This is a genomic window from Ruegeria sp. P10, assembly GCF_056534925.1.
The window spans coordinates 74,814-101,616 of record NZ_JBQERJ010000001.1; the positions used below are offsets into that span (position 1 = coordinate 74,814).

The following is a 26,803-nucleotide window of genomic DNA, read 5'->3' on the forward strand; positions in this document are numbered from 1 at the left end:
TCACGATCCACTTATTTGACCAGATCGCCAACGATTCCAACGGCTTCTATAACCGTCTTCGTATCATCAGATATCGAGAGTATTTCATCATCCACCCGGATATAGCGCTGGCCGGGCCCCAAAGGCTTGAGCTTCCATTTGTCGAGATCGTCGATATAGTCAAAACTCAGATCACCCGGCAGCTTCTGCCCTCGCGTGTATCTTTTGATTTGACCGGGCGGTACGGCTTTGCCGTTTGACTTGATGGATTTCTCTACCTTGCTTTTATTGGCACCTTGCCCTTTGCCCTTGTTGTCTTTTGCAGCACCCGAACTTGCAAGTGCCACGATCGCCATAACGACAGCAGCTGTCGCAACTACACGCTTCATACATAATCCTCCCGTTCTGATAGGAAGAGTAAGGGCGCGCAAATAAGTTTGTCTACTATTATTCGGGTTTTTGAATTTGGGGCGCTGGGTAGCCACTCAAATTGCCTGGGTAAAGTGCAGCTAGTCCTTGGTGAACCGGACTTTGCCGATAAACGGCAGGTTGCGGTTGCGCTGAGCGTAATCGATCCCGTAACCCACGACGAATTCATCCGGAATTTCAAAGCCTATCCAGTCTGACCGGAATTCAACTTCGCGACGGCTGGGTTTGTCGAGCAGGGCAATCGACTTGAGCCGTTTCGGCTTGCGGCTGCGCAGCAGGTTGGTGACGTGGTTCAGCGTGTGCCCGGTGTCGACGATATCTTCGACCACCAGCACGTCGCGGCCTTCGATCGCGCCGCGCAAGTCTTTGAGAATGCGCACTTCCCGGCTGCTCTCCATCGAATCGCCATACGAGGATGCCTCAAGGAAATCCACTTCGATCGGCAGGTCCAGTTCCCGTACCAGATCGGCGATGAAGACGAAACTGCCGCGCAGCAATCCCACGACGACAAGCTTGTCGGTATCGCCGAACTCATCCGTGATTTCGCGGCATAACTCTTCGATCCGCGCCGCGATGGCCTTGGCCGAGATCATCTCATCTATCACATATGCGCGGTTAGTCATCGCAGCCCCCTTGATCTTTGGCGCGCAACATACGACATGACGCGCCATTGTCACCTGCAAATACCGGACATCATGCCAATCCATTCGGAAACCCGCCACCTGCCATACACAGCCCAGCAGATGTATGATCTTGTTGCGGATGTGGGCAACTACCCAAAGTTTCTGCCCTGGTGCGCCGCGTCCCGGATCCGCAAGACCTATGCGGTTGGTGAGGCCGAGGTGATGGAGGCCGATCTGGTCATCTCGTTCAAGGTATTCCGCGAACGGTTCGGCAGCCGGGTGACCCTGTTTGCAGATCAGAAGAAGATCGATACCGAGTATCTGGACGGGCCTTTCAAATACATGAAATCCGACTGGCAGTTCGAGGACGCGCCCGATGGGGGCTGCAACATCTCGTTCCATGTGGATTTCGAATTCAAGAACGCCATCCTTCAGGGGATCATCGGCGTTGTGTTCAACGAAGCCATGCAGCGGATCGTCCGCGCCTTCGAGGCGCGTGCGAACGAACTCTACGGCTAGGCCTTTACGCGGCAAGGGCGCACGCTAGACTGCGCTCATGACGGATTTCACAGCAGCATTGGCCACCTTCGCGGCGGGCCAGGTTTCAACGACGGCTCAGGCACGGATTGTCACGTCGCTATCCGTTCTGGATTGGATGGCAGTTGGTCGTGCAGGGGCGTCCGAGCCGGTGTCCTGCATAGTTCGCGATATGGTTCTGGCCGAGGGCGGGAACGCTCAGGCCCATCTGTTCGGAGGGGGCGCGGCCCCATTGCGCGGCGCAGCTTTGGTGAATGGAACCATATCCCACGCGCTGGATTACGATGACACGCATTTCGCGCATATCGGGCATCCGTCAGTCGCCATCCTGCCTGCGGCCCTTGCCGTGGCCGAGTGGGATGACCGCATTCTGGTTGATCTGCTCGAAGCCGCGCTGGTCGGTATGGAAACGTCAATCCGTGTCGGCCTGTGGCTGGGCAGGGGGCATTATCAGGCCGGGTTTCACCAGACAGCGACATCCGGTGCATTCGGGGCCGCTGTCGCCGTGGGGCGGTTGCTTGGATTCGACAAGGTTCAGATGCGATCCGTATTGGGTTTGACGGCAACGCGCGCGGCCGGGCTGAAGGCCCAGTTCGGAACAATGGGCAAGCCTTACAATGCCGGGCTTGCCGCTTCGGCAGGGGTCGAGGCGGCTGTGCTTGTTCAGCGTGGATTTCAACCCAACGCCGACGCGCTGGAAGGCACGTATGGATTTGGCGCGACCCATCAGGGTGCAGCGGATCAAAGCGCGCTGGATGGTTTGGGCGATGAATGGTTGTTCGAAACGGTAAGCCACAAGTTCCACGCCTGTTGTCACGGCCTGCACGCGGCGTTGGAAGCGGCGCGCGCGCTGGACATCGCGGAACCCGAAGTGGCCGAGATTAAAATCAAAACCCATCCCCGTTGGATGAGTGTGTGCAATCAGCTTTCGCCCACAACCGGGCTGGGGGCCAAGTTCTCTTACCGGACGGTCATCGCGATGCAGGCGCTGGGGTATGATACGGCTTTGCCGGGCAGCTACACCGACAAGATCTGTGCGGACCCGCGCATTACGTCTCTGCAAGATCGCATCACGGTCGAAGCGGATGAAAACCTATCGGAAACGCAGGCGCATCTGGCCTTGTTGCGTCGCGACGGTGTCCGCCGCGAGGCGACGCATGACCTGATGACCCCAATGTCGCTGTCTGACCGCGAGGATCGCGTGCGCGTCAAAGCGTCGAAGCTGATCGGATCGGATGAGGCGGACGCGATCTGGTCGATGCTGCGCACCGGTGGTCGCGCCCGTGATCTGGCCGAACGTATGGCGGGTTAAGCCACGCTCCAGTGCAGCGGAAAACCGGGGTCGAACACCGTGACAGGCCCTTCGCCGGTGTCGATCTTTGACGGGTATGCAACCGGCTCGCCTTTGGTCAGGGTAATCGTCTCTTCGTTCACAGGCAGGCGGTAAAAGCCCGGCCCGTTGAGCGAGACGAACGCCTCGAGCTTGTCCAGCGCACCTTTGCGGTCGAACATCTCAGCCACCAGAGACATGGTATTCGTCGCGGTGAAACACCCCGCGCAGCCGCAGGCCATTTCCTTGTTTGCATCCGTGTGCGGAGCGCTGTCTGTGCCCAGGAAGAATCTCGTGTCGCCCGAGGTGGCGGCAACCAGCAGGGCCAGGCGATGTTCCTCGCGCTTGGCGACCGGAAGGCAATAGTAATGCGGTTTGATCCCGCCCACCAGAATATGGTTGCGGTTGATGATCAGGTGGTGCGCGGTGATCGTCGCGCCCAGATCCTTTTCGTTGGCTTTAACATAGTCCACGCCATTGGACGTGGTGATATGTTCCATCACCACGCGCAGACCCGGCGTCGATTTTCGGATCGGGTCCAGAACGCGGTCGATGAACACGGCCTCGCGGTCAAAGATGTCGATCTCGGGGTCGGTCACTTCGCCATGGACACACATGGGCAGGCCGATCTCGGCCATTTTCTCCAGAACCGGGCGCACTTTGTCAAAGTCACGCACGCCCGAGGCCGAATTGGTCGTGGCCCCTGCCGGGTACAGCTTGACCGCTTTTATCAGCCCGCTGGCATGGGCGGCGGCGACGTCCTGCGCATCTGTATCCTCGGTCAGGTACAGGGTCATCAGTGGTTCGAACACCATGCCGTCGGGCAGGGCGGCCAGGATTCTGTCGCGGTAAGCGGCGGCCTGATCCCCGCGCACGACCGGCGGCACGAGGTTCGGCATTATGATTGCACGGGCGAAATGACGTGCAGTTTCGGGCAGAACGGCCTGCAACATGGCGCCATCGCGCAGATGCAGATGCCAATCGTCGGGGCGGCGGATCGTGAGGGTATCAGTCATGGCCTTCCGCTAGCATAGCTGCCCCGAAAGACCAACCAGCCCGGAACGAGTTGCCGAAAAAACTTGTCAACCAACCGGAACGTCGTAGCTCTGACAGGGGCTAGGGCCTTGACGCAATGGCGCTTGCGTGACCTGTTTGTCCGCGAAGTAGAGAGGAATTCCATGACGCAGCCAAATTCCATCGATACCGTGCAGCAGATGCTGGGACGTCAGGGCTATGTCTGCGGACGGGCCCTTGCCACGGTTGTGTTCCTGTCGCTGAAGCTTGGACGCCCGTTGTTTCTGGAAGGCGAGGCCGGAGTTGGCAAAACGGAAATCGCCAAGGCGCTGGCATCCGGTCTGAACCGCCGTTTGATCCGGTTGCAGTGCTACGAAGGTCTGGACGCATCCTCGGCCGTTTACGAATGGAACTTTCCGGCACAGATGGTTGCGATCCGAACGGCCGAGGCTTCGGGCGGGGCCGACCGGGGCGCGTTGCAGGCGGAACTGTTTTCGGATGAATACCTGATCGAACGCCCCTTGCTGCAAGCAATGCGCCCGGACGAAAACGGAGCACCGGTTCTTCTGATCGACGAACTGGACCGGACCGATGAACCGTTCGAAGCCTTTCTGCTGGAAGCTCTGAGTGATTTTCAGGTCACGATCCCTGAACTGGGCACCGTTGCAGCACCCCAACCACCCATTGTGATTGTCACGTCGAACCGGACTCGCGAAGTGCACGATGCCCTCAAGCGTCGCTGCCTGTATCACTGGGTCGATTATCCCGATTTTGAACGCGAGATCGAAATTCTGCACGCGCGCGCGCCCGAGGCCGCCGATGCGCTCAGCCGCGAAGTCGTGGCTTTCGTTCAGCGTCTGCGCACCGAGGATCTGTTCAAGAAACCCGGCGTGGCCGAAACCATTGACTGGGCCAAATGTCTGCTGGCGCTGGACGTGATGAACCTTAGCCCCGAGGTGATCGGTGACACGCTGGGGGCGATCCTGAAATATCAGGACGACATCCAGAAGCTGCAAGGGTCCGAGGCCAAGCGCATTCTGGATGAGGCCAAAGCGACCCTTGAGCCGGCCTGACGCGCTATGGCCGAGCAGATCCCGCTGGAGATTCCCGACAACCCGAAGCTGGCGCAGAACATCACCCATTTTGCCCGCGCGTTGCGGAAGGCGGGGCTGCCGATTGGTCCGGGGCGGGTGATCGATGCAATTCGCGCGGTACAAGCCGCGGGTTTCACTCAGAAACGGGATTTCTACTGGACGCTGCACGCCTGTTTCGTGAACCGCCCCGAACATCGCACGGTGTTTGCGCAGGTCTTCCGAATGTACTGGCGCGACCCGCGATACATGGAACACATGATGGCCATGATGCTTCCTGCCATTCGGGGCGTGCAAGAGGAACGCAAGGCGGATGCCGGTGAAAAGCGTGCAGCCGAGGCCCTGCTGGAGGGTGTCGAACGTGACGCGCCCCAGCAGGTTGCGCAAGACGAGGGCGAAACCGAAATCGAGGTTGACGCCACGCAAACGGCATCGTCAGAAGAGCGTCTTCGCAATCTGGACTTCGAACAGATGAGCACCGCTGAAATCGCGCAAGCCAAACGCGTATTGGCGCGGATGACCCTGCCGGTCAAACCCATTGAGTCGCGCCGCGGACAGGCCAGTCATCTGGGGCACCGTATCGACCGTGCCCGCACCTTGCGCGCAGCCATGCGGCAAGGGGGCGAATTGCGTGATATCGCCCGGCTGCAACCCAAACCGCGATGGCCAAATCTTGTTGCGCTTTGCGATATCTCGGGTTCGATGAGCCAATACAGCCGTGTCATCCTGCATTTCCTGCACACGGTCTCGAACGCCAAGGGGGCAGGTTGGGCCAAGGTTCATGCCTTCACGTTCGGCACGCGCCTGACCAACATAACCCGCCACTTACGTCAGCGGGACGTTGACGCAGCTCTTGCAGCTGCCGGGGCCGAGGCGCAGGACTGGGAAGGGGGCACGCGCATCGGCGACTGTCTGCATCAGTTCAACAGAGACTGGTCAAGACGTGTCATGGGGCAAGGTGCGGTTGTTCTTTTGATCACCGACGGTTTGGAACGGGGTGACCCGGAGAGCCTCGAGAAAGAGATCGAGCGGCTGCACCTGTCCTCCAAACGCCTGATCTGGCTGAACCCTCTGCTGCGCTGGGACGGGTTTGCCCCCAAGGCACAGGGTGTGGCGGCCATGCTGCCCCATGTCGACAGTTTCAGGGCAGGGCACTCGATTGCCTCGCTCGAGGACCTGGCCGCCGTGATTTCACAACCCGACGACCAGGGGCAGAAAGCACGGCTGATGGCCGCTCTTTCCGATTAGACCGTTACGACAACTGTTCTTCGTTGCACTTCCGGGCCATTTCCATGGCCTTGTAGGTGCCGGTCAGATCGACGGTAAATGCATAGGATGTCTCGGGGAACACGATCATGACCTTCTTCTTGGCCAGATCATCCGCGAATTGCGGGTTGTCAGACAGAATGTAACCACCGGAATAGCCCTTGGTGATGTTGCCTTTCATACCTGTGGCTTCACCCAGATAGATGTTGTCCCCAATCAGGATAGCCACTTCTTGGGTTTCGCCACGTTTGATGTCGGTATCGGCTTTGGTGAACACCCCCACATACCCCACGCCGCGATCTTCGGTCAGGCCCATCTGAACGACGTTTTCCGCATCGTCCACGGCCTCGATCAGGCAGGATTTCTTTTCGTTGTCGATGAAGACTTTCCAGCCCTCGACCTCTCCATAACGTTCGAATGTGTCAGCCCACGCTGCGGTCGAAGCCAAAAGGCCAACCACTGCGCCCAGTGCAAGATAATGTTTCAACTGCTTGTCTCCGAAAAAATGTGTTTGGTATGCAGCTTGGGCAACTGGCCCGCTGCCCGCACAAGCTAAAACCCGGGCCCGTAACAATCAATACTATGATTTATTGAATATTGTTCAGGCTTTAGCATCGGCTTGCAGGGTTCAACATAGACGTTTTGACAGGGGCGTTGCGCTTTTCATCCCGCCAATCCTGCCTATGTTGGAGACAGACGACGTCTGGAGGTCCTGATGGAACGATTCGACAACAGCCCGGAAACGGCATTGAAGTGGCACCGCAATGGCAGCGGCGCCGCGCTTGCCACGGTTGTCGAAACCTGGGGCAGCGCGCCACGCCGGGTGGGTTCCCAGCTGGTGATCGGCGGCGATGGCCGGATCGAGGGTTCTGTGTCGGGCGGCTGTGTCGAAGGCGCGGTGATCGTCGAGGCGCTAGAGGTCATTGACGAAGGCGAAGCCCGCTTGCTGGAATTCGGAGTGAGCGACGAAGATGCCTTTGCGGTCGGGCTGGCCTGTGGCGGGACCATTCGCGTTCTTGTCGAACCCGTTGGAAAGGTTCTGCCCGAACCGATGCTTGCGGAACTGGTTGCAGCCCGCGCAGCGCGTGAACCCATCGCTTACGAAGTCAATATCGATACCGGGCACAGAGCCTTGCGTCGTAACGCCTATGCGGAACGGCTGCGCATGGATCGGTCTGGTTTTGAAGAAGATGGTCAGACCTTTGTGGCCGTTCACAACCCGCCGCTGCGATTGATCGTTGTTGGTGCGGTGCATATCGCGCAGGCACTGGTGCCGATGGCGCGAATTGCCGGGTATGATCCGGCCATAATAGACCCGCGCGACGCGTTTGCATCCAGCGCCCGTTTTCCGGCCGAAACGATCCTTACGGATTGGCCGGATGAGGCCGTTGCAATACTCGGGTTGGACGCGCGCACCGCAATTGTCCTGCTGACGCATGATCCAAAGCTGGATGATCCGGCATTGCAAGCTGCACTGGATGCGGGCGTGTTTTACATTGGTGCTTTGGGATCAACACGTACCCACGCCAAACGCGTCGAGCGTATGAAAGCGGCCGGTTTCAGTGATGAGCAAATCTCGAGGATTCATGGGCCAATCGGGTTGGATATCGGGGCTGCCGGTCCATCCGAGATTGCCATTGCAATTCTGGCGCAGATGACGGCCGTTCTGCGAGGCAAGGCATGAGGTTTGGTCCGGTACCCGTCTCTGAAGCAAAAGGCGCCATTCTGGCCCATTCGGTGACGGCTGACGGTCAAAAGCTGCGCAAGGGGCTGTCACTGCGCGCAGAGCATGTGGCACAGTTGACGCAGGCGGACATCCGCGAAGTGATCGTTGCGCGCCTCGAACCCGGCGATTGTCACGAAGACGAGGCCGCACGTCGTTTGGCCGCAGCTCTTGCGCCAGATGCGGCGTCGGCCAATCTGCGCGTGACAGACGCGTTCACCGGCCGGGTCAACCTGTTGGCGGACGGGCCGGGCGTGGCGGTTCTGGATGTGGATGCGCTGGAAATGTTCAATCAGGTCAACCCGATGATCACGGTTGCGACGGTTCCGCAATACCAGCAGATGGGCCCGAAGGGCATGGTCGCCACCATCAAGGTTATCTCATATGCCGTGCCAGAGGCTGATGTTCGGCGGGCCGCCAATTTGGCGCAAGGGGCCGTGCGTCTGGCAAGACCCGTTCACAAGACGGCAGGTTTGATCGTCACGGATATCCCCGGCGGCCCGCCCAACGACAAGGGGATCGCCGCCATTCGCGGACGGACCGAAGCCCTGGGTCTGGATTTGTGTGATGTTCAGATCGTGCCGCATCGCGTGGATGCGCTGGCCAAGGCGGTTTCCAGAACGACCGGTGATCTGCTCTTGATCCTGACCGGATCCGCGACTTCGGATCCGGACGATGTTGCCCCGTCTGCTGTTCGGCTTGCCGGCGGGCGGGTGGATCGGTTCGGAATGCCGGTTGATCCGGGAAACCTACTTTTTCTGGGTGCGATGCAGGATCGACCGGTGATCGGGTTGCCCGGATGTGCACGATCTCCAGCGTTGAACGGGGCGGATTGGGTTCTGTCACGGGTTGCCTGCGGGGTCGAAACGACCGGATCGGATATTGCCGGAATGGGTGTCGGAGGATTGCTGAAAGAAATCCCGACCAGGCCGCAGCCGCGCGCCAAACGAAAAGAATGATCCGCCACTGATCCTGAGCGGGGCTGAATTCTGAGGTTGACCCCAGAGGCTTTGACCGAACCGGCTTATGGTTTTCTGAGCTTTGGCAATACGCCGGGTCGCCAATACGCACCGGTATCTTCCCGCGCTTTCTGATAGGCATCCACTCTTTCTCTGGCGGTCTCTCCGCCGGCGGCAAACAAATGGCCCAGCAGGCATTCAAGTACAGCCATTGCCCCCGAAAAACTCGAAAACGGGTGCAAGGTTCGCGTGCTGACAGGCAGGACGACATCCGGTTCAACCCCCGGGGCGATGACCTCGCTATCCGACAACAGGACGATGCGCATCGACCGGTCCCGAGCACACCGCATCGCCTGAATCGTGTCGGCTGAATAGGGGTGAACCGTGATTGCAAACAGACAATCCTCGGCGGTGGCTTCGACCAGATCGTCGATGGCCGAACCCATGTGGCGGGGCACCAGCTGAAGCCCGGGATGGGCCATGCGTGCGGCGTAGTGAAAATAATAGGCCAGCGCATGGCTGGATCGTGTGGCCGTCACATAGCAGCGGCGCGCCGACCTGATGTGTGCGACGGCCTGTTCCGTCAAATGGGGGGCCATGAGGCGCAGCGATCTGGCCACGACATTTATTTCGTTCTGCGCAAATCGTGCCTGCGCCGCACCAAACTGCCCTTGTTCCTTTAGGTGTTCCAGCCAATCCTGCCCAAACCTGTCCTCACCATCGGTTGTCAGAGCGTTTCGAAATGGGCGCCGAAAAGCGTCAAAGCTGTCATACCCCATGCGTTGCGCCAGCCGGATCAGAACGTTCGAGCTGATGCCGATGCGATCGGTGGTGGTGCGGATCGAATTCAACGCGAATTCGCCGGGATGATCGATGATATACTTTACAGCGACCTGCATTTGCGCAGGCATTTCATCGATCTCGCGGCGCAATTGCGTAACGATGGCAGTTAGAGTGCGGGTCATGCGGAAAACAAAACATATGTTTTCTAGTTGGTAAATTGAAAACGAAGCTTGGGCTCATTAGCTGAGGACAGACGATCACGAGGGCGCAATGACCAAGAGCACAGTGAAAACCACCGGGAAACCATATATACTGGTTGCTCCGAACGGGGCCCGGCGGGGCCGCGCGGATCACCCTGCTTTGCCAGTCACGACGGATCAGATCGTCGCAACGGCGCGGGGCTGCCACGAGGCTGGTGCAAATGGCATACACCTGCATGTACGGGATGCCGACGGACATCACACGCTGGATGCCGGATTGTATCGCGAAACAATCGCGGAACTGAAAAGGGAAGTGACGGGCATGGATGTTCAGATCACCACCGAGGCAGCGGGCGTGTTCGATGTCCAGTCGCAGTTTGAATGCCTGCAACTGGTTCAGCCTGAATGGGCCTCTATCTCAGTCCGGGAAATCGCGCGGGCCCTTGATCTTGCGCCTCGGGTCTATGCGCTATGTGCGGCTCAGGGCACGCGGGTTCAGCATATTCTCTACGACTTGGAAGATGTGAAGCTGCTGGAAGACTGGCAGTCAAAAGGTATCGTCCAGCCGGACCAAACAGACCGATTGCTTGTGTTGGGACGCTACAGTCAGAATCAGCAATCCGTGCCAGCGGATCTGGATGCGTTTCCATCCAGCCCGGCCAAATGGATGGTGTGCGCCTTTGGGACGCAGGAACATGATTGTCTTGTCGAAACCGCGCGGCGCGGCGGTGACTTGCGTGTTGGATTCGAAAACAGCCTGACGGCACCGGATGGCACGCTCTGGACGGACAACGCGGCCTCGGTCGCGGCTTTGGTAGAAACACTTGGAAGGACCGGAACATGAGTCATGTTTTCCCACGCCACACCAAATCTGAACTTCCCGTCGCGGCGGGTGGCGACGGCGCATACCTAATTGATGCCGACGGCAAGCGATATCTGGATTGCGGCGATGCGGCCGTGTCCTGTCTGGGGCATTCCAACGCGGCAGTGATCCGGGCCGTGCAACAGCAGGTGGAACAGATCGCATTCGCCCATACCGGGTTCATGACTTCGGAACCGGCCGAGGCATTGGCCGATCTTCTGATCCAGCACGCGCCGGGGGATCTGGACCGGGTGTATTTCGTATCGGGTGGGTCCGAGGCGACCGAAGCGGCCATCAAATTGGCGCGCCAGTATTTTCTGGAAATAGGGCAGCCCGAGCGCCGCCACGTGATCGCGCGCAAGCAAAGCTATCATGGCAACACTCTGGGGGCCTTGTCTGCCGGGGGAAATGCCTGGAGACGGGCCCAATTCGCGCCGATGCTGATCGAAATGACCCATATCTCGACCTGCTATGAATATGCCGAAAAGCCCGAGGGTGAGAGCAGCTTTGACTATGGTCAGCGCGTCGCCAATGAGCTGGAGGCGGAAATTCTGCGCCTTGGTCCCGAAACGGTTATGGCCTTCATGGCCGAGCCGGTTGTTGGTGCTACACTTGGCGCGGTTCCGGCGGTTGAGGGGTATTTCAAACGCATCCGGGAAATCTGCGACCAATATGGCGTGTTGCTGATTCTGGATGAGGTGATGTGCGGCATGGGGCGCACCGGTCATCTGTTCGCCTGCGATCACGACGGTGTTGCACCGGATATTCTGTGCATCGCCAAAGGGTTGGGCGCAGGATATCAACCAATCGGGGCGATGCTGTGCACCGGTAAAATCTATGGCGCAATTCGCGATGGGTCAGGGTTTTTCCAACATGGGCATACCTATATCGGCCATCCCGTCGCCACGGCTGCGGCTCTTGCGGTGGTCCGTGAACTGATAGAGGGTGATTTACCGGCGCGCGCCGGACGCATGGGCAGCAAAGTGCATTCCGCACTGGAAGCCGCGTTTGGACAGCACCCGAACGTGGGCGATTTGCGTGGCCGGGGCCTGTTCCGGGGTGTGGAATTGGTAGCGGATCGCGAGACGAAGACCCCCTTTGATCCATCGTTGGGCATTGCCGGAAAGATAAAGAAGGCGGCGCTGGCCGAAGGCCTGATCTGTTATCCCATGGCGGGCACCCGGGATGGCCGGAACGGAGACCATATACTTCTCGCGCCGCCTTTCATCATAGATGACGAGCAGATAGGCGAACTTGTCAGCAAACTGGAACGCTCTTTTTCAGCCGTTCTCTGACAATACCGTGAGCACCCTGTTTGCCTGCGACACGTTTGCTATGTGTCGTGGGCAATGGATCTGGAAAAGGCGACGTCCATGGTGCTGGATATCTGGCGCAGTTTCCGAACGCTCCCTGTGTGGGTTCAGGTCTGGGTAGCGTTCATTTTGGTACCGGTAAACCTGCTTCCGCTGGCATTTCTGGATCAGCCAAAGGGGCACCTGATTGCATTGCTTGCAATTTCGGGCATGGCGCTGAACGTGCCGATCATGTTGGGTGCACGCGGGATGAGCGGCGCGATGGCGTTGCCACACATTCTGTGCTGGGTGCCGTTGGTCATCATCGTGACGCTTCTGCTGTTTTCCGAAGACCCCCTGAGCCCAGCCTTTGTTTGCTTTCTCCGGGTGCTTCTGATCGTCGATATCACCTCGCTGGTGTTCGATTTCCGGGACGCGGCCCGTTGGCTGCGCAGCAGGCGATCGCCCTGAACGAAAAAGCCCCTTCAAAAGAGAAGGGGCTTGGACCGTTTCGATCTTTGGACCGGATTATTTCTGCGGCAGCGGGCCGATCATCATGATCATCTGACGGCCTTCCATCTTGGGCATGTTTTCGATCTTGCCCAAGTCCTTGACGTCCTCGGCGACACGCTGCAGCAATTCGCGGCCAAGGTTCTGGTGTGCCATTTCGCGACCGCGAAAACGCAGGGTAACTTTGACCTTGTCGCCTTTTTCCAGAAACTTGAAGACGTTCTTCATTTTGACGTCATAGTCATGCGTGTCGGTGTTGGGTCGGAATTTGACCTCTTTTACCTCGATGATCTTTTGCTTCTTGCGGGCTTCGGCTTCGCGTTTTTGCGTTTCATATTTGAATTTGCCGAAATCCATGATCTTGCAGACCGGTGGGTTCGCATTGGGCGAAATTTCGACCAGATCAAGACCGGCCTCAGCGGCCATCTGCATGGCTTTGGCGGGATGAACCACCCCGACATTTTCACCTTCGGCGCCAATCAGGCGAATTTCGGGGGCACGGATCTTATCATTGACGCGCGGGCCGGTGTCTCGTTGTGGCGGCGCGTTGTGAGGTCTGCGAGCTATGGGTTCATTCCTTTGATAATTGCAGAATTTCGAGCCCGGAATTTAAACCGGGCCGGGCCACACTTCAAGCGGCATAAACACCGGCAGTTGCGAAAAAACAGTGTTTTGTCCGCTGAATTTTGCGTTCGGGGCTGCAAAGCTCCGAACGCAAGGTGCCTTTAGCCGACAAAGGCTTTTTCGATCACAAACTCTTTGGGTTCGGAATTCGCGCCTTCGCGCAGACCAAAACCTTCAAGGATTTCCTTGATGTCCAGGTTGAAAGCCAGCGACCCGCAGACCATGGCGCGATCGGTTTCGGGTTTGATCCCGCCTTCAATGCCCAGATCGCTGAACACGGTGCCATCCTTCAGCAGGTCGGTGATCCGACCCATCTTGGGGCTCTCTTCGCGCGTGGTTGTCGGGTAATAGCGGATCTTGTCTGCAAAGCCTTCGCCTATAAGTTCGGCCAGCATTTCATCCTGACGGATGCTGTCGATCAATTGGCGGCCGTATTCCAACTCGGCCACTTCGCGGCAGGTATGGGTGATGATCACCTCGTCATAATCTTCATATGTTTGCGGTTCACGCAACAACGAAGCAAACGGGGCAAAACCGGTGCCGGTGGCAAAAAACCACAAACGCTTGCCGGGCAGAAGGGCGTCATGCACCAACGTGCCAACCGGCTTGGGGCGCAGGATGATCTGGTCGCCGGGCTTGATGTGCTGAAGCTTCGACGTCAACGGGCCGTTCTGAACCTTGATCGAATAGAACTCCAGCTCATCGTCCCACGACGGCGAAGCGATTGAATAGGCGCGCAGCAATGGCTTGCCATTGTCGCCCAGCAGACCGATCATCACGAACTCGCCCGAGCGGAAACGCAGCGTGGCGGGGCGCGTCACCTTGAAAGAGAACAGGCTGTCGGTCCAATGCTTGACCTCGGTTACAGTTTGCGCGTCCGGCAGGACCGGCGCCTTCACGGCAGTTGCTTCGCTCACGGGCTTCATCTCTGTCATCGTTTACCTGCCGGTCTGCTAAACCGACATCTCCGTTTAATCTTTGATCCAAGTCAGGAAAAGGGGACAGATTGCCCCCTTTGTGTTTCAAGCCGGCGATGGGCGGCTTTTAACCGCGCAAACGCGCCTGATAATTGTTCTCTTTCCAGTTGGCCCGGGAAAGCCACTGATCTTCGGGCTGGCGATCTGCCAGGTCTCCGTCAATCTCAACTTCGTCAAAGCCGCAGCGACGCGCCATGGCGTACTGGTCTGCCAGAACATGACCCTTGGCGCGCAAACGTCCTGTATAGCCCTTAAGGCGCAGGGTGCGGGCGATGGTAAAGCCGCGACCGTCGGCAAAGGATGGAAAATCCACCCGGACCAGCTTGGCACTGCCTAAACGGTCAAAAAGCTCATCCGGGTCCGTGTCCGAGCTGACGTCCAGCGCAACCACGTCATTCGCGGCATCATCCAGAGTGACAAAGCCGTCGGTCCAGTCATCGGGCGAAAAGCCCTCATCTGTTACGATTACGTTCATGTTTTTTCTCCGATGCGCACCATCTTGCCATCGACAAAATGAATGCCGCATTCTTCCTTGTTCTGATTGCGCCAGCGGCCGGCGCGGGGGTCTTCGCCTTCCTTCACCGGCGAAGTGCAGGGCGCACAGCCGATCGAAGGGTATCCCTTGGCCACCAGCGGATGCCGGGGCAGGTTGTTTTCTTCCATATAGGCGCGCACATCGTCCGGCGCCCAATGGGCCAGCGGATTGACCTTGATCCGGCCCGTGCCGTCTTCGACCTCGAAAAACTCGAGCGCGGCGCGCGTGCCGGACTGAAACCGTTTCCTGCCGGTAATCCAACCGCAATACCCGGTCAGGGCTTGCTGCAAGGGAAAGGTCTTGCGCAGGTTGCAGCACGCATCCGTATCCTGCAGGCGCAGCGCGCCATAGGGGTCTTCGCGTTGCAGTTCTTCGTCATCCGCCCGGATGATCCGGATGTTCCTGAGCCCCAGGCGCTCGCTGACTTCCTGCTGGTACTCCAGCGTTTCGGTGAACAGCAATTGGGTATCCACGAACAACACCGGCGTCATCTTATCGATCACCGCAGCCATGTGCAGCAGCACCACCGATTCCGCGCCAAAGCTTGAGACCAGAGCAAGCGCATCGATCTCTTCAAGGGCGCCATGCATCACGTCATGGGCGCTGTGGTGACGGAACCGGGCATTCAATGCGCTGACCTTCTCGGTCAGGTCGCTGCGGTCTTTGCCCAGTTCCGTTTGAATCAGATCAAGCGGCATTCGCCCGAGCCTCGGGGTAGAGGGCGGCCTTGAACGGCTCCATGCCGACGCGGCGATAAGTCATCAGAAAGGTTTCTTCAGCATTCTCGCGCAGATCCAGGTAGGTGTCGACGATGCGTTCCACGGCCGGCACTATCTCATCATAGGCAAAACCAGGACCGGTGCGGTCGCCGATCGCGGCCGTCTCGGTGGCGTCGCCACCCAGTGTGATCTGGTAGTTTTCGACGCCTGCACGATCCAGGCCCAGGATGCCGATATGGCCCACATGGTGGTGGCCGCAGGCGTTGATGCAGCCCGAGATCTTGATCTTTAGGTGCCCGATGTCATGCTCCAGCTTCAAATCTTCAAAGCGGGTCGCAATTTCCTGAGCAACCGGGATCGAGCGCGCCGTCGCCAGCGCGCAGTAATCCATGCCGGGGCAGGCGATGATATCGCTGATCAGCCCGATATTGGCGGTGGCCAGTTCGTGTTCCTTCAGCTTTGCGTGGATCGCGGGCAGGTCCGATTTGTGAACATGCGGCAGGATCACGTTCTGCTCGTGGCTGATACGCAGCTCATCATAGGCGAATTCTTCGGCCAGATCGGCCATCACGCGCATCTGCTCGGCGGTCGCATCACCCGGCGTCTGACCGTGTTTCTTGATCGAGATCGTAACGATCGCGTGGTCCGCGTTCTTGTGGGGCGCGATGTTGGTATCGACCCACGACCGGAAAACCGGATCGTTGGAATAGGCGCTTTCAAACGACGCAACCGAACCTTCGCGGAAGCCCGGAGGCGCAAAATGGCCTTTGATCTCATCCAGCAGCGCCATGTCGGCGCCCTTGAACTGTGGGCGAACCTGCAAGAAACGTTCATTCACCTTGGCGCGGATGGCGTCGATGCCGTGTTCATGCACGGTGATCTTGATGCGCGCCTTGTACTTGTTGTCGCGGCGACCGATCTGGTTCCAGACCGACACGGTGGCTTCCAGATAGGCCAGCAGATCATCGAATGCGACGAATTCGGACAGTTCCTTGCCGATCATGGGCGTACGGCCCAGGCCGCCACCGACGATGACGCGCGCACCCAGAACGCCGTCACGTTCGACCAGTTGCAGGCCGATGTCATGCGCTTTGATCACGGCGCGGTCGTTTTCCGAACCGGTGATGGCGATCTTGAACTTGCGCGGCATGAACTGGAATTCCGGGTGGTCGGTCGACCACTGGCGCAGCAGTTCGGCATAGGGGCGCGGGTCGGCGACCTCATCCGCGGCGGCACCGGCGAAATGGTCGGCCGTCACGTTGCGGATGGTGTTGCCCGAGGTCTGGATGGCGTGCATGCCCACCTCGGCCAGCGCGTCCAGCATGTCTGGCACATCTTTCAGTTTCGGCCAGTTGTACTGGATGTTCTGACGGGTGGTGAAATGGCCATACCCCTTGTCCCACTTTTCAGCCAGCAGGGCCAATTGGCGCATTTGTGCGCTGTTCAGCGTGCCGTAGGGAATGGCGACCCGCAGCATGTAGGCATGCAGTTGCAGATACAGGCCGTTCATCAGGCGCAGCGGCTTGAATTCATCTTCTGTCAGCGAACCGTCGATGCGGCGCTCGACCTGAGCGCGGAACTGCGCGTTACGCTCTGCCAGAAAATCTTTGTCAAACTCGGAGTAGCGATACATGTCTAGCTGTCCTTGGTTGCAGCCCCGAACCTGGGGCCTTGAAGGGGAGAGAGAAGGGCCAGAGGTCAGGCCCGGGGCTGCGGGGAAGCTTCCTGTTTGCCGTGGGCATAGTTGGACGGACCAGTGCGGCGGAAGTCTTCCCGGAAATGGGTGGGCTCGGGGCCGTTTTCGCCAGCAACGGCATCGGCCAGATAGGCGCCCACAATTTTGTCTGCCTGACGCGCGGCATCCAGCAGGCGAACCTGCGCATGCGCCTCGTCGGTGATCAGTTCTGCCTCGCTCAGGTCACGGGACCAGCGGTCATCTTCGGTCAGATAAATTACGTCACCTTCGAGCAAGTCATTTGCAGTGACGACTTTGGGGGTAAAAGCGCGGGCCATCAGGCAAGCTCCTTGTTGAATTCGGTTACAGCCTGCGCCGCTTCGCGCGGGGCAAGGCCATAGAAGGTCAGGGCCGGTCCATCCATTTCGGCGGCGGCCAGATCGGTGGGCAACTGGTCCAAAGTGGTGGCCAAAATCCGTTGGTCGGGACGCGAGGCATTTTCGACCAGGGTAATGGGCGTGGCGCGATCGGCGCCGTGCATGATCAGGCGACCCTGAATGAACCGAGCGGACTTCTTGCCCATGTAGATTGCCGCCACGGAACCCGGCTTGGCCAAAGCGTTCCAATCGTGATCCGCAAAACCCTGCATGTCGTGCCCGGTCAAAAAACGCACCGATGAGTTGCGTCCGCGGCGGGTCAGGCTTTGACCGATGCTTGCCACTGCGGCAGAGGCCGCCGTGATGCCGGGAATGATCTGCCAGGAAATACCGGCCGCATCGACGGCCTCGATTTCTTCGTCCAGACGACCAAAAACCGTGGGATCCCCCGATTTCAGGCGCACCACACGGTTGCCATTCAGGGCGTGTTCAACCAGAAGCGCGTCGATATCGCTTTGCTTCCACGAGGGGCCGAACCCGGCCTTGCCGACATCGACCAAAGCGGCGTTCTGGGCGGCAATGTCCAGCACAGGCTTGCTGATCAGGCGATCATGCAGCACCACATCCGCGCGCTCGAATGCGGCCAACGCCTTGAGCGTCAGCAATTCGGGGTCACCGGGTCCGGCGCCGACAAAGTCGACATGACCTTTGGGACTGGTTGTGTGAAAATCCTGCATCGGATCGTCTCGGACATTGTTTGACTTGACCCTCAATATAGGAAATATTCCCACCAAAGCGCCATATCACCGCTAAAATAAGGACAAATGTTCCGATTTTCGGAAAAACCGGAACATAGGTGTCGAAACAGAAGGAAAATTGGAATGTCGGTGCGGATAGATGACACGGATCGAAAAATTCTGGCCGAGCTGCAACGGGACGCAGGCCAATCATTGGACGAAATTGCGGCTCGGGTCGGCAGTTCAAAGACGCCTGTCTGGAATCGCATTCGGAAGCTCAAGGGGGCGGGAATCATCGGCCAGCAAACGGTGCTGCTGGATGCCGAGGCACTTGGGTTCGAAGCCACCTTTTTTGTTTTGATCCGCACCTCGGAACATGAGGCGGACTGGCAACGTAAATTCCTGAAAGCATTGAAGGATCACCCCGAAGTGCAAGAGGCGCACCGGTTGGCGGGTGATATCGACTATATCCTGAAAGTCCGGGTTAAAAACGCGCGTGCCTATGATCAATTCTATCAGTCGCTCATCTCGGAGGTGCGCGTGCACAACGTCACGGCGTTGTTGTCCATGGAAGAGATCAAGTCCACAACGATGCTGCCGCTGAATGCGTTGGCAGAGGGGGCTTAGAACACTCGACCGCGGCTCCTCCGCCCGTGTCTTTCAATGGGCTTAGAGCCAGATGAGCTGATGGGTGTTTTCATCCGGCCGGAAGCAAAATCGCCAGAGGGATCGTGTAGGTATGCGGAAGGTGATTGCTAAGGTCTGACCAGCAGCTGATTCAGCCCGTGAAAGTGATAGCTGTCCGAATAAAGCGGCGGCGCAGTCAGTTGCAGGTTTGGACAGCTTTCGAACAGGATCGGCAAAGCAATGCGCATTTCCAGACGCGCCAGAGGTGCCCCGACACAAAAATGAATTCCGCCCCCAAAGCTTGTGTTGACTTCAATCGGACGGTTCGGCTGAAACGTGTTCGGTTCAGCCCAGACAGCGGGGTCGCGGTTGGCCGCGCCAAGCAACAGTGCCACTTGATCGCCACGTTTGAATGAATGGCCGAACAGATCCACGTCCTCATACGCGTAACGTGTGAACATGTGCAGAGGCGGGTCATAGCGCAGGATTTCTTCGATGGTTCCGTCGAGTCCATCCGGTGCCAGGGCGTCAGGGGCGGTGTGGGTCTGCAACAGGGTTTTCACCCCGTTCCCCAGTGAGTGCACGGTAGCCTCATGGCCTGCGTTGAGCAGCAAGATGCAGGTAGCAACCAGCTCGTCCAGTGACAGTTTCTGGCCTTCTTCCTCGGCGCTTATCAACCGGGTTATCAGATCGTCGCCGGGATCATTGCGCCGCAGCTCTATGTATTCCTTCAGGAATTCGGTGAATTCCTTAGATGATTTGGCGGCCGTGTCTTCGGTGTCCTGCGTGCAATTGGCCTGATACATGGCAACCATATCGTGAGACCATTGTAACAGATCGGGCGCCATGGCTTCGGGGACGCCCAGAAGCCGGCAGATCGTGACCACCGGAACCTGAGTGCAATAGGTTTCCAACAGGTCGAACGTGTTCCCGGGGAAGTCTTTGATCAGGCTGTGGCACAGATCTTCGATGGAAGGTTGCAGCGCAGAAATCGCCCGTGACGTGAAGGCGCGCATCACCAATGACCGAAGGCGTGTGTGCCTTGGTGGTTCTGCCTCAAGCAGTGAATGGGCCTCGATGGCCAGCCAGGGCGCCAGATGGGCGGGACCTTGCTCTGCCAATTCGGGCGGTACCTCGCGGCCAAATCGGCGGTCCCGAAACAGGGCGCGAACCGCGCGGTATGAAACCGCGGCGACCATACCATAGTCCTGCCAATAGAACAGATCGCCCGAGCCTCGCGCCTTGTCGTAGAACGGGTAGGGGTTTTGGACGAAACCCGGGTCTGTCGGTGATTGCGAAAAAGACTTCATGCGCCGCACACTTGCCATGCGGCGCGTTGAATGCAAGACCCTGTCTATGCACAGGGTTTGGTTCATTTCCGGTTTCTTGCTCGCCGTTGGGTTATTGTCGGGGTTTGTCTGGTCTTATGGATATCGACAGGCCCTGTCTCAGCTGAGCGAGAAGGCAGAGGCAGATCTTGAGCTGGCGGCTGACCGGCTGAGCACGCAGATGCAAGTGTATCAGGAACTTGCCGTGCTGATGGCAACTCATCCCGTTTTGCATGAACTGGATACGCAGGCCGGTATTCGCCAAGCCCGGGCAACGCTGCTGGACGTCGCTGACAAAACGGCCGCTGTAAACATGATGTATCTGGATACGAAGGGGCAGGTGCTGGTATCGGCGCAGCCTGTGTCCCAGCGCAACATGGCCCATCATCCGGCTTTCCGCCGTGCGATGCAGGGCGCCTTGGGCAGTGCGCATGAGGTTGTAACTTCGGGCGAAGACCGGATCTATTCCTATGCCGCCCCCACTTTTGGCCCGTCTGGCCAGATTGAAGGCGCGTTGATGGTCGTTGCTGATGTTCAGGACGTTGAACAAACGTGGCGCGGCAGTACCGAGGCGGTTTTCTTTGTCGATTCCGATGGTGTCGTTTTCATTTCCAACAGATCCGACCTGCTGTTCTGGCGCCGGGCGGACGGTGAGGCGGGATTGACGCCGCCAGATGGTGCGACCGTTGATTTTTCTTCGAAACAGGTCGGCAGGCACGAGTTGTGGCACTTGAACTGGGGGCGTTACCTGCCGCGCGATGCGCTGCATCTTACCCTTGATTTGCCGGTGATCGACATGACTGCCGAGGTGCTGGTGGACGTGGCGCCGGCCCTTCAGCTTGCCAGGCTTCAGGCGGCGGCCGTCGCAGCGATCTGTCTGGCCTTTGGGGCCATGCTCTTTCTAGCCATGGAGCGGCGGCGGGCGTTGGCCGAAGCGAATGCCGTTCTGGAAAGCCGTGTGGCCAAACGCACCCATGACCTGACAGTGGCAAATGCCAGTTTGCGCAAGGAAGTGGCGGAACGGGAAGAAGCCGAGGCGGCGCTGCGGCGGGCCCAGGCAGACCTGGTGCAGGCCGGAAAGCTCAGCGCTTTGGGGCAAATGTCGGCGGGCATCAGCCATGAACTGAACCAGCCGCTTATGGCCATACGGCAATTTGCGGATAACGGTTCAGCGTTCATGACGCGGGGAAAACCTGAAATGGCTGCCGAGAATCTGGGCCGGATCTCGGAAATGGCGGCGCGGATGGCGCGGATCATCAAGAACCTTCGCGCCTTTGCCCGCAACGAAAGCGAACCGATGGGACGGGTTGACCTGATTCAGGTTCTCAACACTGCTGTTGAACTGACCGAGGCCCGCCTGCGAGACGACAATGTAACCCTGAACTGGACCCCCCCGAATGGGGCTGTGTATGTTTGGGGGGGTGAAGTACGTTTGGTGCAGGTGTTCGTGAATCTGATCAACAATGCGGCGGATGCAATGCTGGGACGACCAAAACGGATTATAACGATAACGCTGCGAAAAGGTGCACGATTGAACGTTTCCTTGCAGGATACTGGCCCGGGCATTGAAGACCCCGACCGGATGTTCGAGCCCTTCTATTCCACGAAAAGCGTTGGATCGTCAGAAGGTTTGGGGCTGGGGCTTTCCATTTCCTACGGGCTGGTTCAAAGCTTTGGTGGGGACATAAGGGGCGCGAACACGGCGGATGGGGCCATGTTTACCGTCGAACTGGAACCCTGCGACAAGGAAGAGGCCGCGTGATGCGCAGGGTTTTGTTGGTCGATGATGATGCCGCCGTACGCGAGGCCTTGTCTCAAACTCTGGAATTGGCGGACTATCAGCCAACGACCGCCGGATCCTTTGTGGCGGCCAAGGATCACATCAGCCGCGAGTTTCCCGGTGTCATCATCTCGGATATCCGCATGCCGGGGCGGGACGGGTTCCATCTTTTGTCTTATGCCCGAGAGGTCGATCCGGATCTTCCCGTGGTTCTTCTGACGGGTGAGGGCGATATTCCCATGGCCGTCGATGCCATGGGAAAGGGCGCGTTCGATTTTCTGGAAAAGCCGTGCGCCGCGTCCGACCTTCTCGAGGTGCTTGAACGCGCGTTTGCAGCCCGTTCGCAGATATTGGAGCAAAGAGCGGCAAAATCCGAGCTGGAACGAGGAGACCCCGCCGCGCGTTTGCTGTTCGGACTGTCGCCGCAGGCCGAGGCCCTGCGCGAACGGGTTCGGACCGTTGCGCCAACAGGCGCCGAGGTTCTTGTGACGGGACCGCCGGGCAGCGGCATCTCGAAGGTCGCCGAGGTCGTGCATCTGATGTCGCCAGCAGGGCAGGGACCATTTGTCAAACGCACGGCCTCCAGCCTCAGCCCCGACGACTTGGCCAAGAGCTGTGAAGATGCGGCAGGTGGGTCATTGTTTCTGGACGAAGTCTCGGCCATGCCCCATGCCACGCAATTTGCGGCGTTGGAGATCATCGAGCATGGACCGGGCGGGCGTATCATTGCGGGAACGACCGCTGATCTGTCGGCGCTGAGTTCTGAAGGCCGGTTCAATGCAGACCTGTTTTACAGGCTGGATGTCATGCGGGTTCGTATTCCATCGCTGGCAGAACGCCCCGACGACATTCCGGTGATCTTCCGCCATTACGTTGCACAGGCCGCGGAACAGGCGGGGATCGTGGCGCCGGAAATCTCGTCCGAGCATCTGGCGTCGCTTATGGCCAGCGACTGGCCGGGGAATGCGCGATCCCTGATGTCTGCCGCGATGCGCTTCGTGCTGGGAATGCCGGAAGAAGTCGCGCAGGCAACAGACCTGGGCCTTAGCGAACAGATGGCGCGGGTGGAGCGGTCGCTGCTCATCGCGGCGCTGGGTCGTCACAACGGCAAGGCATCAGATGCGGCGAAGGCATTGAAACTGCCGCGCAAGACATTTTACGACAAGCTGGCACGGTACCAGATTCGGGCCGAGGATTACCGACGGTAACGGCCGGGCTCCCGCCACCTTTTTCCGCATTAACATGCGTCTAAAGCTGTTGGGCCGGGCAGCCCGCTGTCGCGGGCTGCGGTTTCGCGTCAGTTGATTCGGGGGTTTTGATTCGCGGCGTGTGCGGATTTTCGCACAAACTGGAAGATTGCTGTGCGGAATCTCGCACTCGGGGTTTCGAATGGGTCCAATATCCATTGCAAAGCGCTTTATAACCTTCTGAAAGAAAATCACTAAATAGAAAATCGAGGGACAGAAAACAAATCGTTGAGTGGATCGTGCCGATTCGTTTCACTTCGCTGCATCTGATACCGAATTGGTGTCGAAGGACAATTTCAAGGAAGTCTGGGAGGAAAAGACAGATGAAATTCCTGACAACGGCAGCGACCGCTCTGGCGCTGACAGTCACAGCCACCGCAGGGATGGCAGCCTGTGACGATGGTGAAATCGTCGTCAAGTTCGCGCATGTGACCAACACTGACAAACACCCCAAGGGCATCGCCGCATCGCTGCTGGAACAGCGCGTCAATGATGAGATGAACGGCGTGATGTGCGTGGAGGTCTATCCGAACTCGACACTGTACAACGACGACAAGGTGCTGGAGGCGATGTTGCAGGGCGACGTTCAGCTTGCCGCGCCGTCACTGTCGAAGTTCGAGAAGTTCACCAAGCAGTTCCGCCTGTTTGACCTGCCGTTCATGTTCAAGAACATCGACGCTGTGGATGCATTCCAGGCTTCGGCTGATGGTCAGGCGATGAAGGACAGCATGCAGCGCCGTGGCCTTCAGGGGCTGGCCTTCTGGCACAACGGCATGAAGCAGATGTCGGCCAACAAGCCGCTGGTCGATCCGTCGGATGCAAACGGTCTGAAGTTCCGCGTGCAGTCTTCGGACGTTCTGGTGGCACAGATGGAGGCTATTGGTGGCAGCCCGCAGAAAATGGCGTTCTCGGAAGTTTACGGCGCGCTGCAACAGGGGGTTGTGGATGGTCAGGAAAACACCTGGTCGAACATCTATGGCAAGAAGTTCTTCGAAGTGCAGGACGGCATCACCGAGACGAACCATGGCATCATCGACTATCTGGTCGTGACCTCTGTGGACTGGCTGGACAGCCTGGATCCGGACGTGCGTGATCAGTTCCTGACCATTCTGGCTGAAGTCACGGAAACAAGGAACAAAGAAGCCTTTGCCGTGAACGAAGCAGCCAAAGCTTCGATCGTTGAAGCAGGCGGAGTCATCCGCGAGTTGACCCCGGAACAGCGTCAGGCCTGGGTTGATGCGATGAAACCCGTTTGGGACCAGTTCGCAGGTGACGTGGGTCAGGACAAGATCGACGCGGCTCAGGCCATCAACGCCGGCTTCTGAATCTGGCCAAAGGCCGCGCGTCCGGGGACTGGGGAGTATTCGACGCGCTGGCCGGGCGGGCTGAACAAGCCCGCCCAACACTCTCTCATCACAAAAAATGCGGGGACAGAAAGATGTCTGGTGCGAATTCCGGCCAAGGCGGGCTGGTCGACCATATCGAAGAAACCCTGATCGCGTGTCTGTTGGGCCTGATGACGGTCGTGACATTTGCCAACGTGATCGCGCGGTTTGTTTTCAATTCCAATATCCTGTGGGCGCTTGAACTGACGGTGTTCACTTTTGGCTGGCTGGTGCTGCTTGGCGCCTCTTATGCGGTCAAGAAACACTCTCATCTGGGTGTTGATGCGATCCTGAACATGCTGGCCCCGGCGCCGCGTCGCATTCTGGCGCTCATCGCCGTGGGGTGCTGTCTGGTGTTTTCACTGCTGTTGCTGAAGGGCGCCTATGACTATTGGGCGGTTTTCGCGGATCTGCCGCCGACATCCGGACGCTGGTTCCCGACCGGGTTCAACTTCGACGCCCGCAGCCAGAGTTTCTATGAGGTGGACGATATCCCGATGGTCGCTCCGCTGCGGTTTCTGGAAGACCTGATCAACTATGGCGAAGGGTACGAGAAGCTTCCCAAAGTGGTGCCTTATCTGGTGCTGCCGGTATCGATGCTGCTGCTGGTGATCCGGTTCGCCCAGGTTGCCGTTCAGATATGGCGTGGCGAAACGGATCGCCTTGTCGCCAGCCACGAAGTCGAGGACGAGATCGAAGAAGTCCGCGCTCAGCAAGGAGAGCATAACTGATGGACGTCGTACTTCTTTTCTCGATGGTCGTCGGCCTGCTGCTGATCGGTGTGCCGATTGCAGTTGCGCTTGGCCTCAGCTCGACCCTGTTTCTGCTGATCTACTCAGACAGTTCACTCGCGTCTGTCGCGGGTACGCTGTTCGAGGCTTTTGAAGGGCATTTTACCCTGCTGGCGATCCCGTTCTTCATCCTGGCGTCGTCCTTCATGACTACAGGTGGTGTCGCACGACGGATCATCCGGTTCTCGATCGCCTGTGTCGGGCATTTGCCCGGCGGTCTGGCGATTGCGGGCGTCTTTGCCTGTATGCTGTTCGCAGCCCTGTCCGGGTCGTCCCCGGCGACCGTGGTCGCCATCGGCTCGATCGTCATCGCGGGGATGCGTCAGGTGGGTTATTCCAAGGAATTTGCCGCCGGTGTGATCTGCAACGCGGGGACACTGGGTATTCTGATCCCTCCATCCATCGTCATGGTCGTATATGCCGCCGCTGTTGAAGTCTCGGTTGGGCGCATGTTCCTTGCGGGGGTTATTCCCGGTCTGATGGCCGGTTTGATGCTGATGATCACCATCTATGTCATGGCCAAGGTCAAGAACCTGCCCAAGGGGGAATGGAAAGGCTGGGGAGAGGTCTTTACCTCGGCCCGCGAGGCCGGTTGGGGTCTTTTCCTGATCGTCATCATTCTGGGTGGTATCTATGGTGGCATCTTCACCCCGACCGAAGCCGCCGCAGTTGCCGCAGTCTACGCGTTCTTCATTGCCAGCTTTGTGTACAAGGACATGGGCCCGCTGAGCACGGAAGAAGGCACACAGAACCTGCCGCTGCTGAAAAAACCCTATGCGCTGATCACGGCGTTCTTTCACCCGGACACCAAGCATACGCTGTTCGAGGCAGGCAAGCTGACGGTCACGCTGCTGTTCGTGATCGCCAACGCGCTGATACTCAAGCATGTTCTGACCGACGAGCAGGTGCCGCAGCATATCGCCGAAGCGATGTTGTCGGCCGGCCTTGGCCCTGTCGCTTTCCTGATCGTGGTGAACGTGATCCTGCTGATCGGCGGTCAGTTCATGGAACCGTCAGGCCTGTTGGTTATCGTGGCGCCCCTTGTGTTCCCGATCGCTATCGAGCTGGGCATTGACCCGATCCATCTGGGTATCATCATGGTGGTCAACATGGAGATCGGGATGATCACGCCTCCGGTCGGTCTGAACCTGTTCGTGACTTCGGGTGTTGCGGGTATGCCGATGATGAGCGTTGTGAAGGCGGCGCTGCCCTTCCTTGCGGTGCTGTTCGTCTTCCTGATCATGGTGACGTATATTCCGTGGATATCGACCTTCCTGCCCAACACGTTCATGGGGCCGGAAATAATAACCAACTAGACTGTCTGAAAACTGAACAAAGCCGGGTGGTGTCAACTGCCCGGCTTTTTCGTGTCTTGAAACCACGCGATGGGTTCTTATCTGAGG

General features: G+C 58.5%; 28 protein-coding genes. 15 read left to right on the forward strand and 13 right to left on the reverse strand.

Going from position 1 to position 26,803, the window contains the following annotated elements:
• Window positions 1-11: 11 nt before the first annotated feature.
• Both ACR0FB_RS00335 and hpt read right to left on the reverse strand, forming a co-directional pair.
• Window positions 12-368: a hypothetical protein gene (locus ACR0FB_RS00335; RefSeq protein ID WP_171632832.1), complete on the reverse strand. Its 357-nt coding sequence runs from the start codon at window positions 366-368 to the stop codon at window positions 12-14.
• A 120-nt stretch (window positions 369-488) separates the two neighbouring features.
• On the reverse strand, window positions 489-1,031 hold the full coding sequence (hpt, locus tag ACR0FB_RS00340) for a hypoxanthine phosphoribosyltransferase (RefSeq protein ID WP_171632829.1): 543 nt from the start codon (window positions 1,029-1,031) through the stop codon (window positions 489-491).
• A gap of 72 nt (window positions 1,032-1,103) precedes the next feature.
• Between hpt and ACR0FB_RS00345 the strand changes: the two genes are divergently transcribed.
• Both ACR0FB_RS00345 and ACR0FB_RS00350 read left to right on the forward strand, forming a co-directional pair.
• Window positions 1,104-1,550 carry a type II toxin-antitoxin system RatA family toxin gene (locus ACR0FB_RS00345; RefSeq protein ID WP_480619992.1) on the forward strand — a complete coding sequence of 149 codons (447 nt, stop codon included), beginning with the start codon at window positions 1,104-1,106 and terminating at the stop codon, window positions 1,548-1,550.
• 37 nt (window positions 1,551-1,587) lie between these two features.
• Window positions 1,588-2,880 carry an MmgE/PrpD family protein gene (locus ACR0FB_RS00350; protein ID WP_480619256.1) on the forward strand — a complete coding sequence of 431 codons (1,293 nt, stop codon included), beginning with the start codon at window positions 1,588-1,590 and terminating at the stop codon, window positions 2,878-2,880.
• Here ACR0FB_RS00350 and pyrC read toward each other — a convergent pair.
• Window positions 2,877-3,914, reverse strand: coding sequence for a dihydroorotase (gene pyrC, locus ACR0FB_RS00355; RefSeq protein ID WP_480619258.1), 1,038 nt, complete (start codon window positions 3,912-3,914; stop codon window positions 2,877-2,879). The genes ACR0FB_RS00350 and pyrC overlap by 4 nt on opposite strands.
• A gap of 162 nt (window positions 3,915-4,076) precedes the next feature.
• On the opposite strand from pyrC, the gene ACR0FB_RS00360 reads away from it, so the two are divergent.
• Together ACR0FB_RS00360 and ACR0FB_RS00365 are read left to right on the forward strand one after the other, a co-directional pair.
• Window positions 4,077-4,985: an AAA family ATPase gene (locus tag ACR0FB_RS00360; RefSeq protein WP_171632821.1), complete on the forward strand. Its 909-nt coding sequence runs from the start codon at window positions 4,077-4,079 to the stop codon at window positions 4,983-4,985.
• A gap of 6 nt (window positions 4,986-4,991) precedes the next feature.
• Window positions 4,992-6,251, forward strand: a complete 1,260-nt coding sequence (locus ACR0FB_RS00365) for a vWA domain-containing protein (protein ID WP_480619259.1) — start codon at window positions 4,992-4,994, stop codon at window positions 6,249-6,251.
• Between the two features lie 4 nt (window positions 6,252-6,255).
• On the opposite strand, the gene ACR0FB_RS00370 is transcribed toward ACR0FB_RS00365, so the two are convergent.
• Window positions 6,256-6,756 carry a hypothetical protein gene (locus ACR0FB_RS00370; RefSeq protein ID WP_171632817.1) on the reverse strand — a complete coding sequence of 167 codons (501 nt, stop codon included), beginning with the start codon at window positions 6,754-6,756 and terminating at the stop codon, window positions 6,256-6,258.
• A gap of 228 nt (window positions 6,757-6,984) precedes the next feature.
• On the opposite strand from ACR0FB_RS00370, the gene ACR0FB_RS00375 reads away from it, so the two are divergent.
• Entirely contained in the window at window positions 6,985-7,953 is a 969-nt protein-coding gene (locus ACR0FB_RS00375; protein ID WP_480619260.1) for an XdhC family protein, read from the forward strand.
• The gene (locus ACR0FB_RS00380) at window positions 7,950-8,951 is read left to right on the forward strand and encodes a molybdopterin-binding protein (protein WP_480619261.1); all 1,002 of its coding nucleotides are present in this window, start codon (window positions 7,950-7,952) and stop codon (window positions 8,949-8,951) included. Before ACR0FB_RS00375 ends, ACR0FB_RS00380 begins: the two co-directional genes overlap by 4 nt.
• Window positions 8,952-9,016: 65 nt before the next feature.
• Here ACR0FB_RS00380 and ACR0FB_RS00385 read toward each other — a convergent pair whose 3' ends face one another.
• Window positions 9,017-9,916 (reverse strand): MurR/RpiR family transcriptional regulator, encoded by a 900-nt coding sequence (locus ACR0FB_RS00385; RefSeq protein ID WP_209833266.1) that lies wholly within the window; start codon window positions 9,914-9,916, stop codon window positions 9,017-9,019.
• Window positions 9,917-10,004: 88 nt separating this feature from the next.
• Here ACR0FB_RS00385 and ACR0FB_RS00390 point away from each other — a divergent pair, with 88 nt between their 5' ends.
• From ACR0FB_RS00390 to ACR0FB_RS00400, 3 genes are read left to right on the forward strand one after another with little or no spacing between them, the layout of a single operon-like run.
• Entirely contained in the window at window positions 10,005-10,778 is a 774-nt protein-coding gene (locus ACR0FB_RS00390) for a beta-keto acid cleavage family enzyme (protein WP_480619262.1), read from the forward strand.
• On the forward strand, window positions 10,775-12,091 hold the full coding sequence (locus ACR0FB_RS00395; RefSeq protein ID WP_480619264.1) for an aspartate aminotransferase family protein: 1,317 nt from the start codon (window positions 10,775-10,777) through the stop codon (window positions 12,089-12,091). Before ACR0FB_RS00390 ends, ACR0FB_RS00395 begins: the two co-directional genes overlap by 4 nt.
• A gap of 54 nt (window positions 12,092-12,145) precedes the next feature.
• On the forward strand, window positions 12,146-12,559 hold the full coding sequence (locus ACR0FB_RS00400) for a hypothetical protein (protein WP_171723362.1): 414 nt from the start codon (window positions 12,146-12,148) through the stop codon (window positions 12,557-12,559).
• Window positions 12,560-12,616: 57 nt separating this feature from the next.
• Here the strand turns inward: ACR0FB_RS00400 and infC are convergent, their stop codons facing one another.
• From infC to cobA, 7 genes are all read right to left on the reverse strand, one after another.
• Window positions 12,617-13,207: a translation initiation factor IF-3 gene (gene infC / locus ACR0FB_RS00405; RefSeq protein WP_480488138.1), complete on the reverse strand. Its 591-nt coding sequence runs from the start codon at window positions 13,205-13,207 to the stop codon at window positions 12,617-12,619.
• A 116-nt stretch (window positions 13,208-13,323) separates the two neighbouring features.
• The gene (locus ACR0FB_RS00410; RefSeq protein ID WP_152457833.1) at window positions 13,324-14,157 is read right to left on the reverse strand and encodes a ferredoxin--NADP reductase; all 834 of its coding nucleotides are present in this window, start codon (window positions 14,155-14,157) and stop codon (window positions 13,324-13,326) included.
• A gap of 109 nt (window positions 14,158-14,266) precedes the next feature.
• Window positions 14,267-14,674, reverse strand: a complete 408-nt coding sequence (locus ACR0FB_RS00415; protein ID WP_171116164.1) for a DUF934 domain-containing protein — start codon at window positions 14,672-14,674, stop codon at window positions 14,267-14,269.
• On the reverse strand, window positions 14,671-15,432 hold the full coding sequence (locus tag ACR0FB_RS00420) for a phosphoadenylyl-sulfate reductase (protein WP_480619266.1): 762 nt from the start codon (window positions 15,430-15,432) through the stop codon (window positions 14,671-14,673). The genes ACR0FB_RS00415 and ACR0FB_RS00420 overlap by 4 nt, the downstream gene beginning before the upstream one ends.
• Window positions 15,422-17,086: a nitrite/sulfite reductase gene (locus ACR0FB_RS00425; RefSeq protein WP_209833262.1), complete on the reverse strand. Its 1,665-nt coding sequence runs from the start codon at window positions 17,084-17,086 to the stop codon at window positions 15,422-15,424. The genes ACR0FB_RS00420 and ACR0FB_RS00425 overlap by 11 nt, the downstream gene beginning before the upstream one ends.
• A gap of 65 nt (window positions 17,087-17,151) precedes the next feature.
• On the reverse strand, window positions 17,152-17,466 hold the full coding sequence (locus ACR0FB_RS00430) for a DUF2849 domain-containing protein (RefSeq protein ID WP_480619268.1): 315 nt from the start codon (window positions 17,464-17,466) through the stop codon (window positions 17,152-17,154).
• On the reverse strand, window positions 17,466-18,242 hold the full coding sequence (gene cobA, locus ACR0FB_RS00435) for a uroporphyrinogen-III C-methyltransferase (protein ID WP_171632792.1): 777 nt from the start codon (window positions 18,240-18,242) through the stop codon (window positions 17,466-17,468). The genes ACR0FB_RS00430 and cobA overlap by 1 nt, the downstream gene beginning before the upstream one ends.
• Before the next feature lie 144 nt (window positions 18,243-18,386).
• On the opposite strand from cobA, the gene ACR0FB_RS00440 reads away from it, so the two are divergent.
• Window positions 18,387-18,869, forward strand: coding sequence for an Lrp/AsnC family transcriptional regulator (locus tag ACR0FB_RS00440; RefSeq protein ID WP_117869097.1), 483 nt, complete (start codon window positions 18,387-18,389; stop codon window positions 18,867-18,869).
• A gap of 128 nt (window positions 18,870-18,997) precedes the next feature.
• Here the strand turns inward: ACR0FB_RS00440 and ACR0FB_RS00445 are convergent, their stop codons facing one another.
• Window positions 18,998-20,179, reverse strand: a complete 1,182-nt coding sequence (locus ACR0FB_RS00445) for a cytochrome P450 (protein ID WP_480619270.1) — start codon at window positions 20,177-20,179, stop codon at window positions 18,998-19,000.
• Between ACR0FB_RS00445 and ACR0FB_RS00450 the strand changes: the two genes are divergently transcribed.
• The 5 genes from ACR0FB_RS00450 (at window position 20,178) to ACR0FB_RS00470 (ending at window position 26,716) form a co-directional block, all read left to right on the forward strand.
• On the forward strand, window positions 20,178-21,959 hold the full coding sequence (locus ACR0FB_RS00450) for a sensor histidine kinase (RefSeq protein WP_480619272.1): 1,782 nt from the start codon (window positions 20,178-20,180) through the stop codon (window positions 21,957-21,959). The two genes, ACR0FB_RS00445 and ACR0FB_RS00450, sit on opposite strands and share 2 nt — an antisense overlap.
• Complete coding sequence (locus tag ACR0FB_RS00455) at window positions 21,956-23,185, forward strand: sigma-54-dependent transcriptional regulator (protein WP_171723357.1); 1,230 nt, start codon at window positions 21,956-21,958, stop codon at window positions 23,183-23,185. Before ACR0FB_RS00450 ends, ACR0FB_RS00455 begins: the two co-directional genes overlap by 4 nt.
• Window positions 23,186-23,547: 362 nt before the next feature.
• A complete protein-coding gene (locus ACR0FB_RS00460; RefSeq protein WP_171632783.1) occupies window positions 23,548-24,549 on the forward strand; it encodes a DctP family TRAP transporter solute-binding subunit in 1,002 nt (333 codons plus the stop codon).
• Between the two features lie 113 nt (window positions 24,550-24,662).
• Window positions 24,663-25,340 carry a TRAP transporter small permease gene (locus ACR0FB_RS00465; protein ID WP_152457843.1) on the forward strand — a complete coding sequence of 226 codons (678 nt, stop codon included), beginning with the start codon at window positions 24,663-24,665 and terminating at the stop codon, window positions 25,338-25,340.
• Window positions 25,340-26,716: a TRAP transporter large permease gene (locus tag ACR0FB_RS00470; protein WP_171632781.1), complete on the forward strand. Its 1,377-nt coding sequence runs from the start codon at window positions 25,340-25,342 to the stop codon at window positions 26,714-26,716. The genes ACR0FB_RS00465 and ACR0FB_RS00470 overlap by 1 nt, the downstream gene beginning before the upstream one ends.
• The last annotated feature ends 87 nt before the right edge of the window (window positions 26,717-26,803 follow it).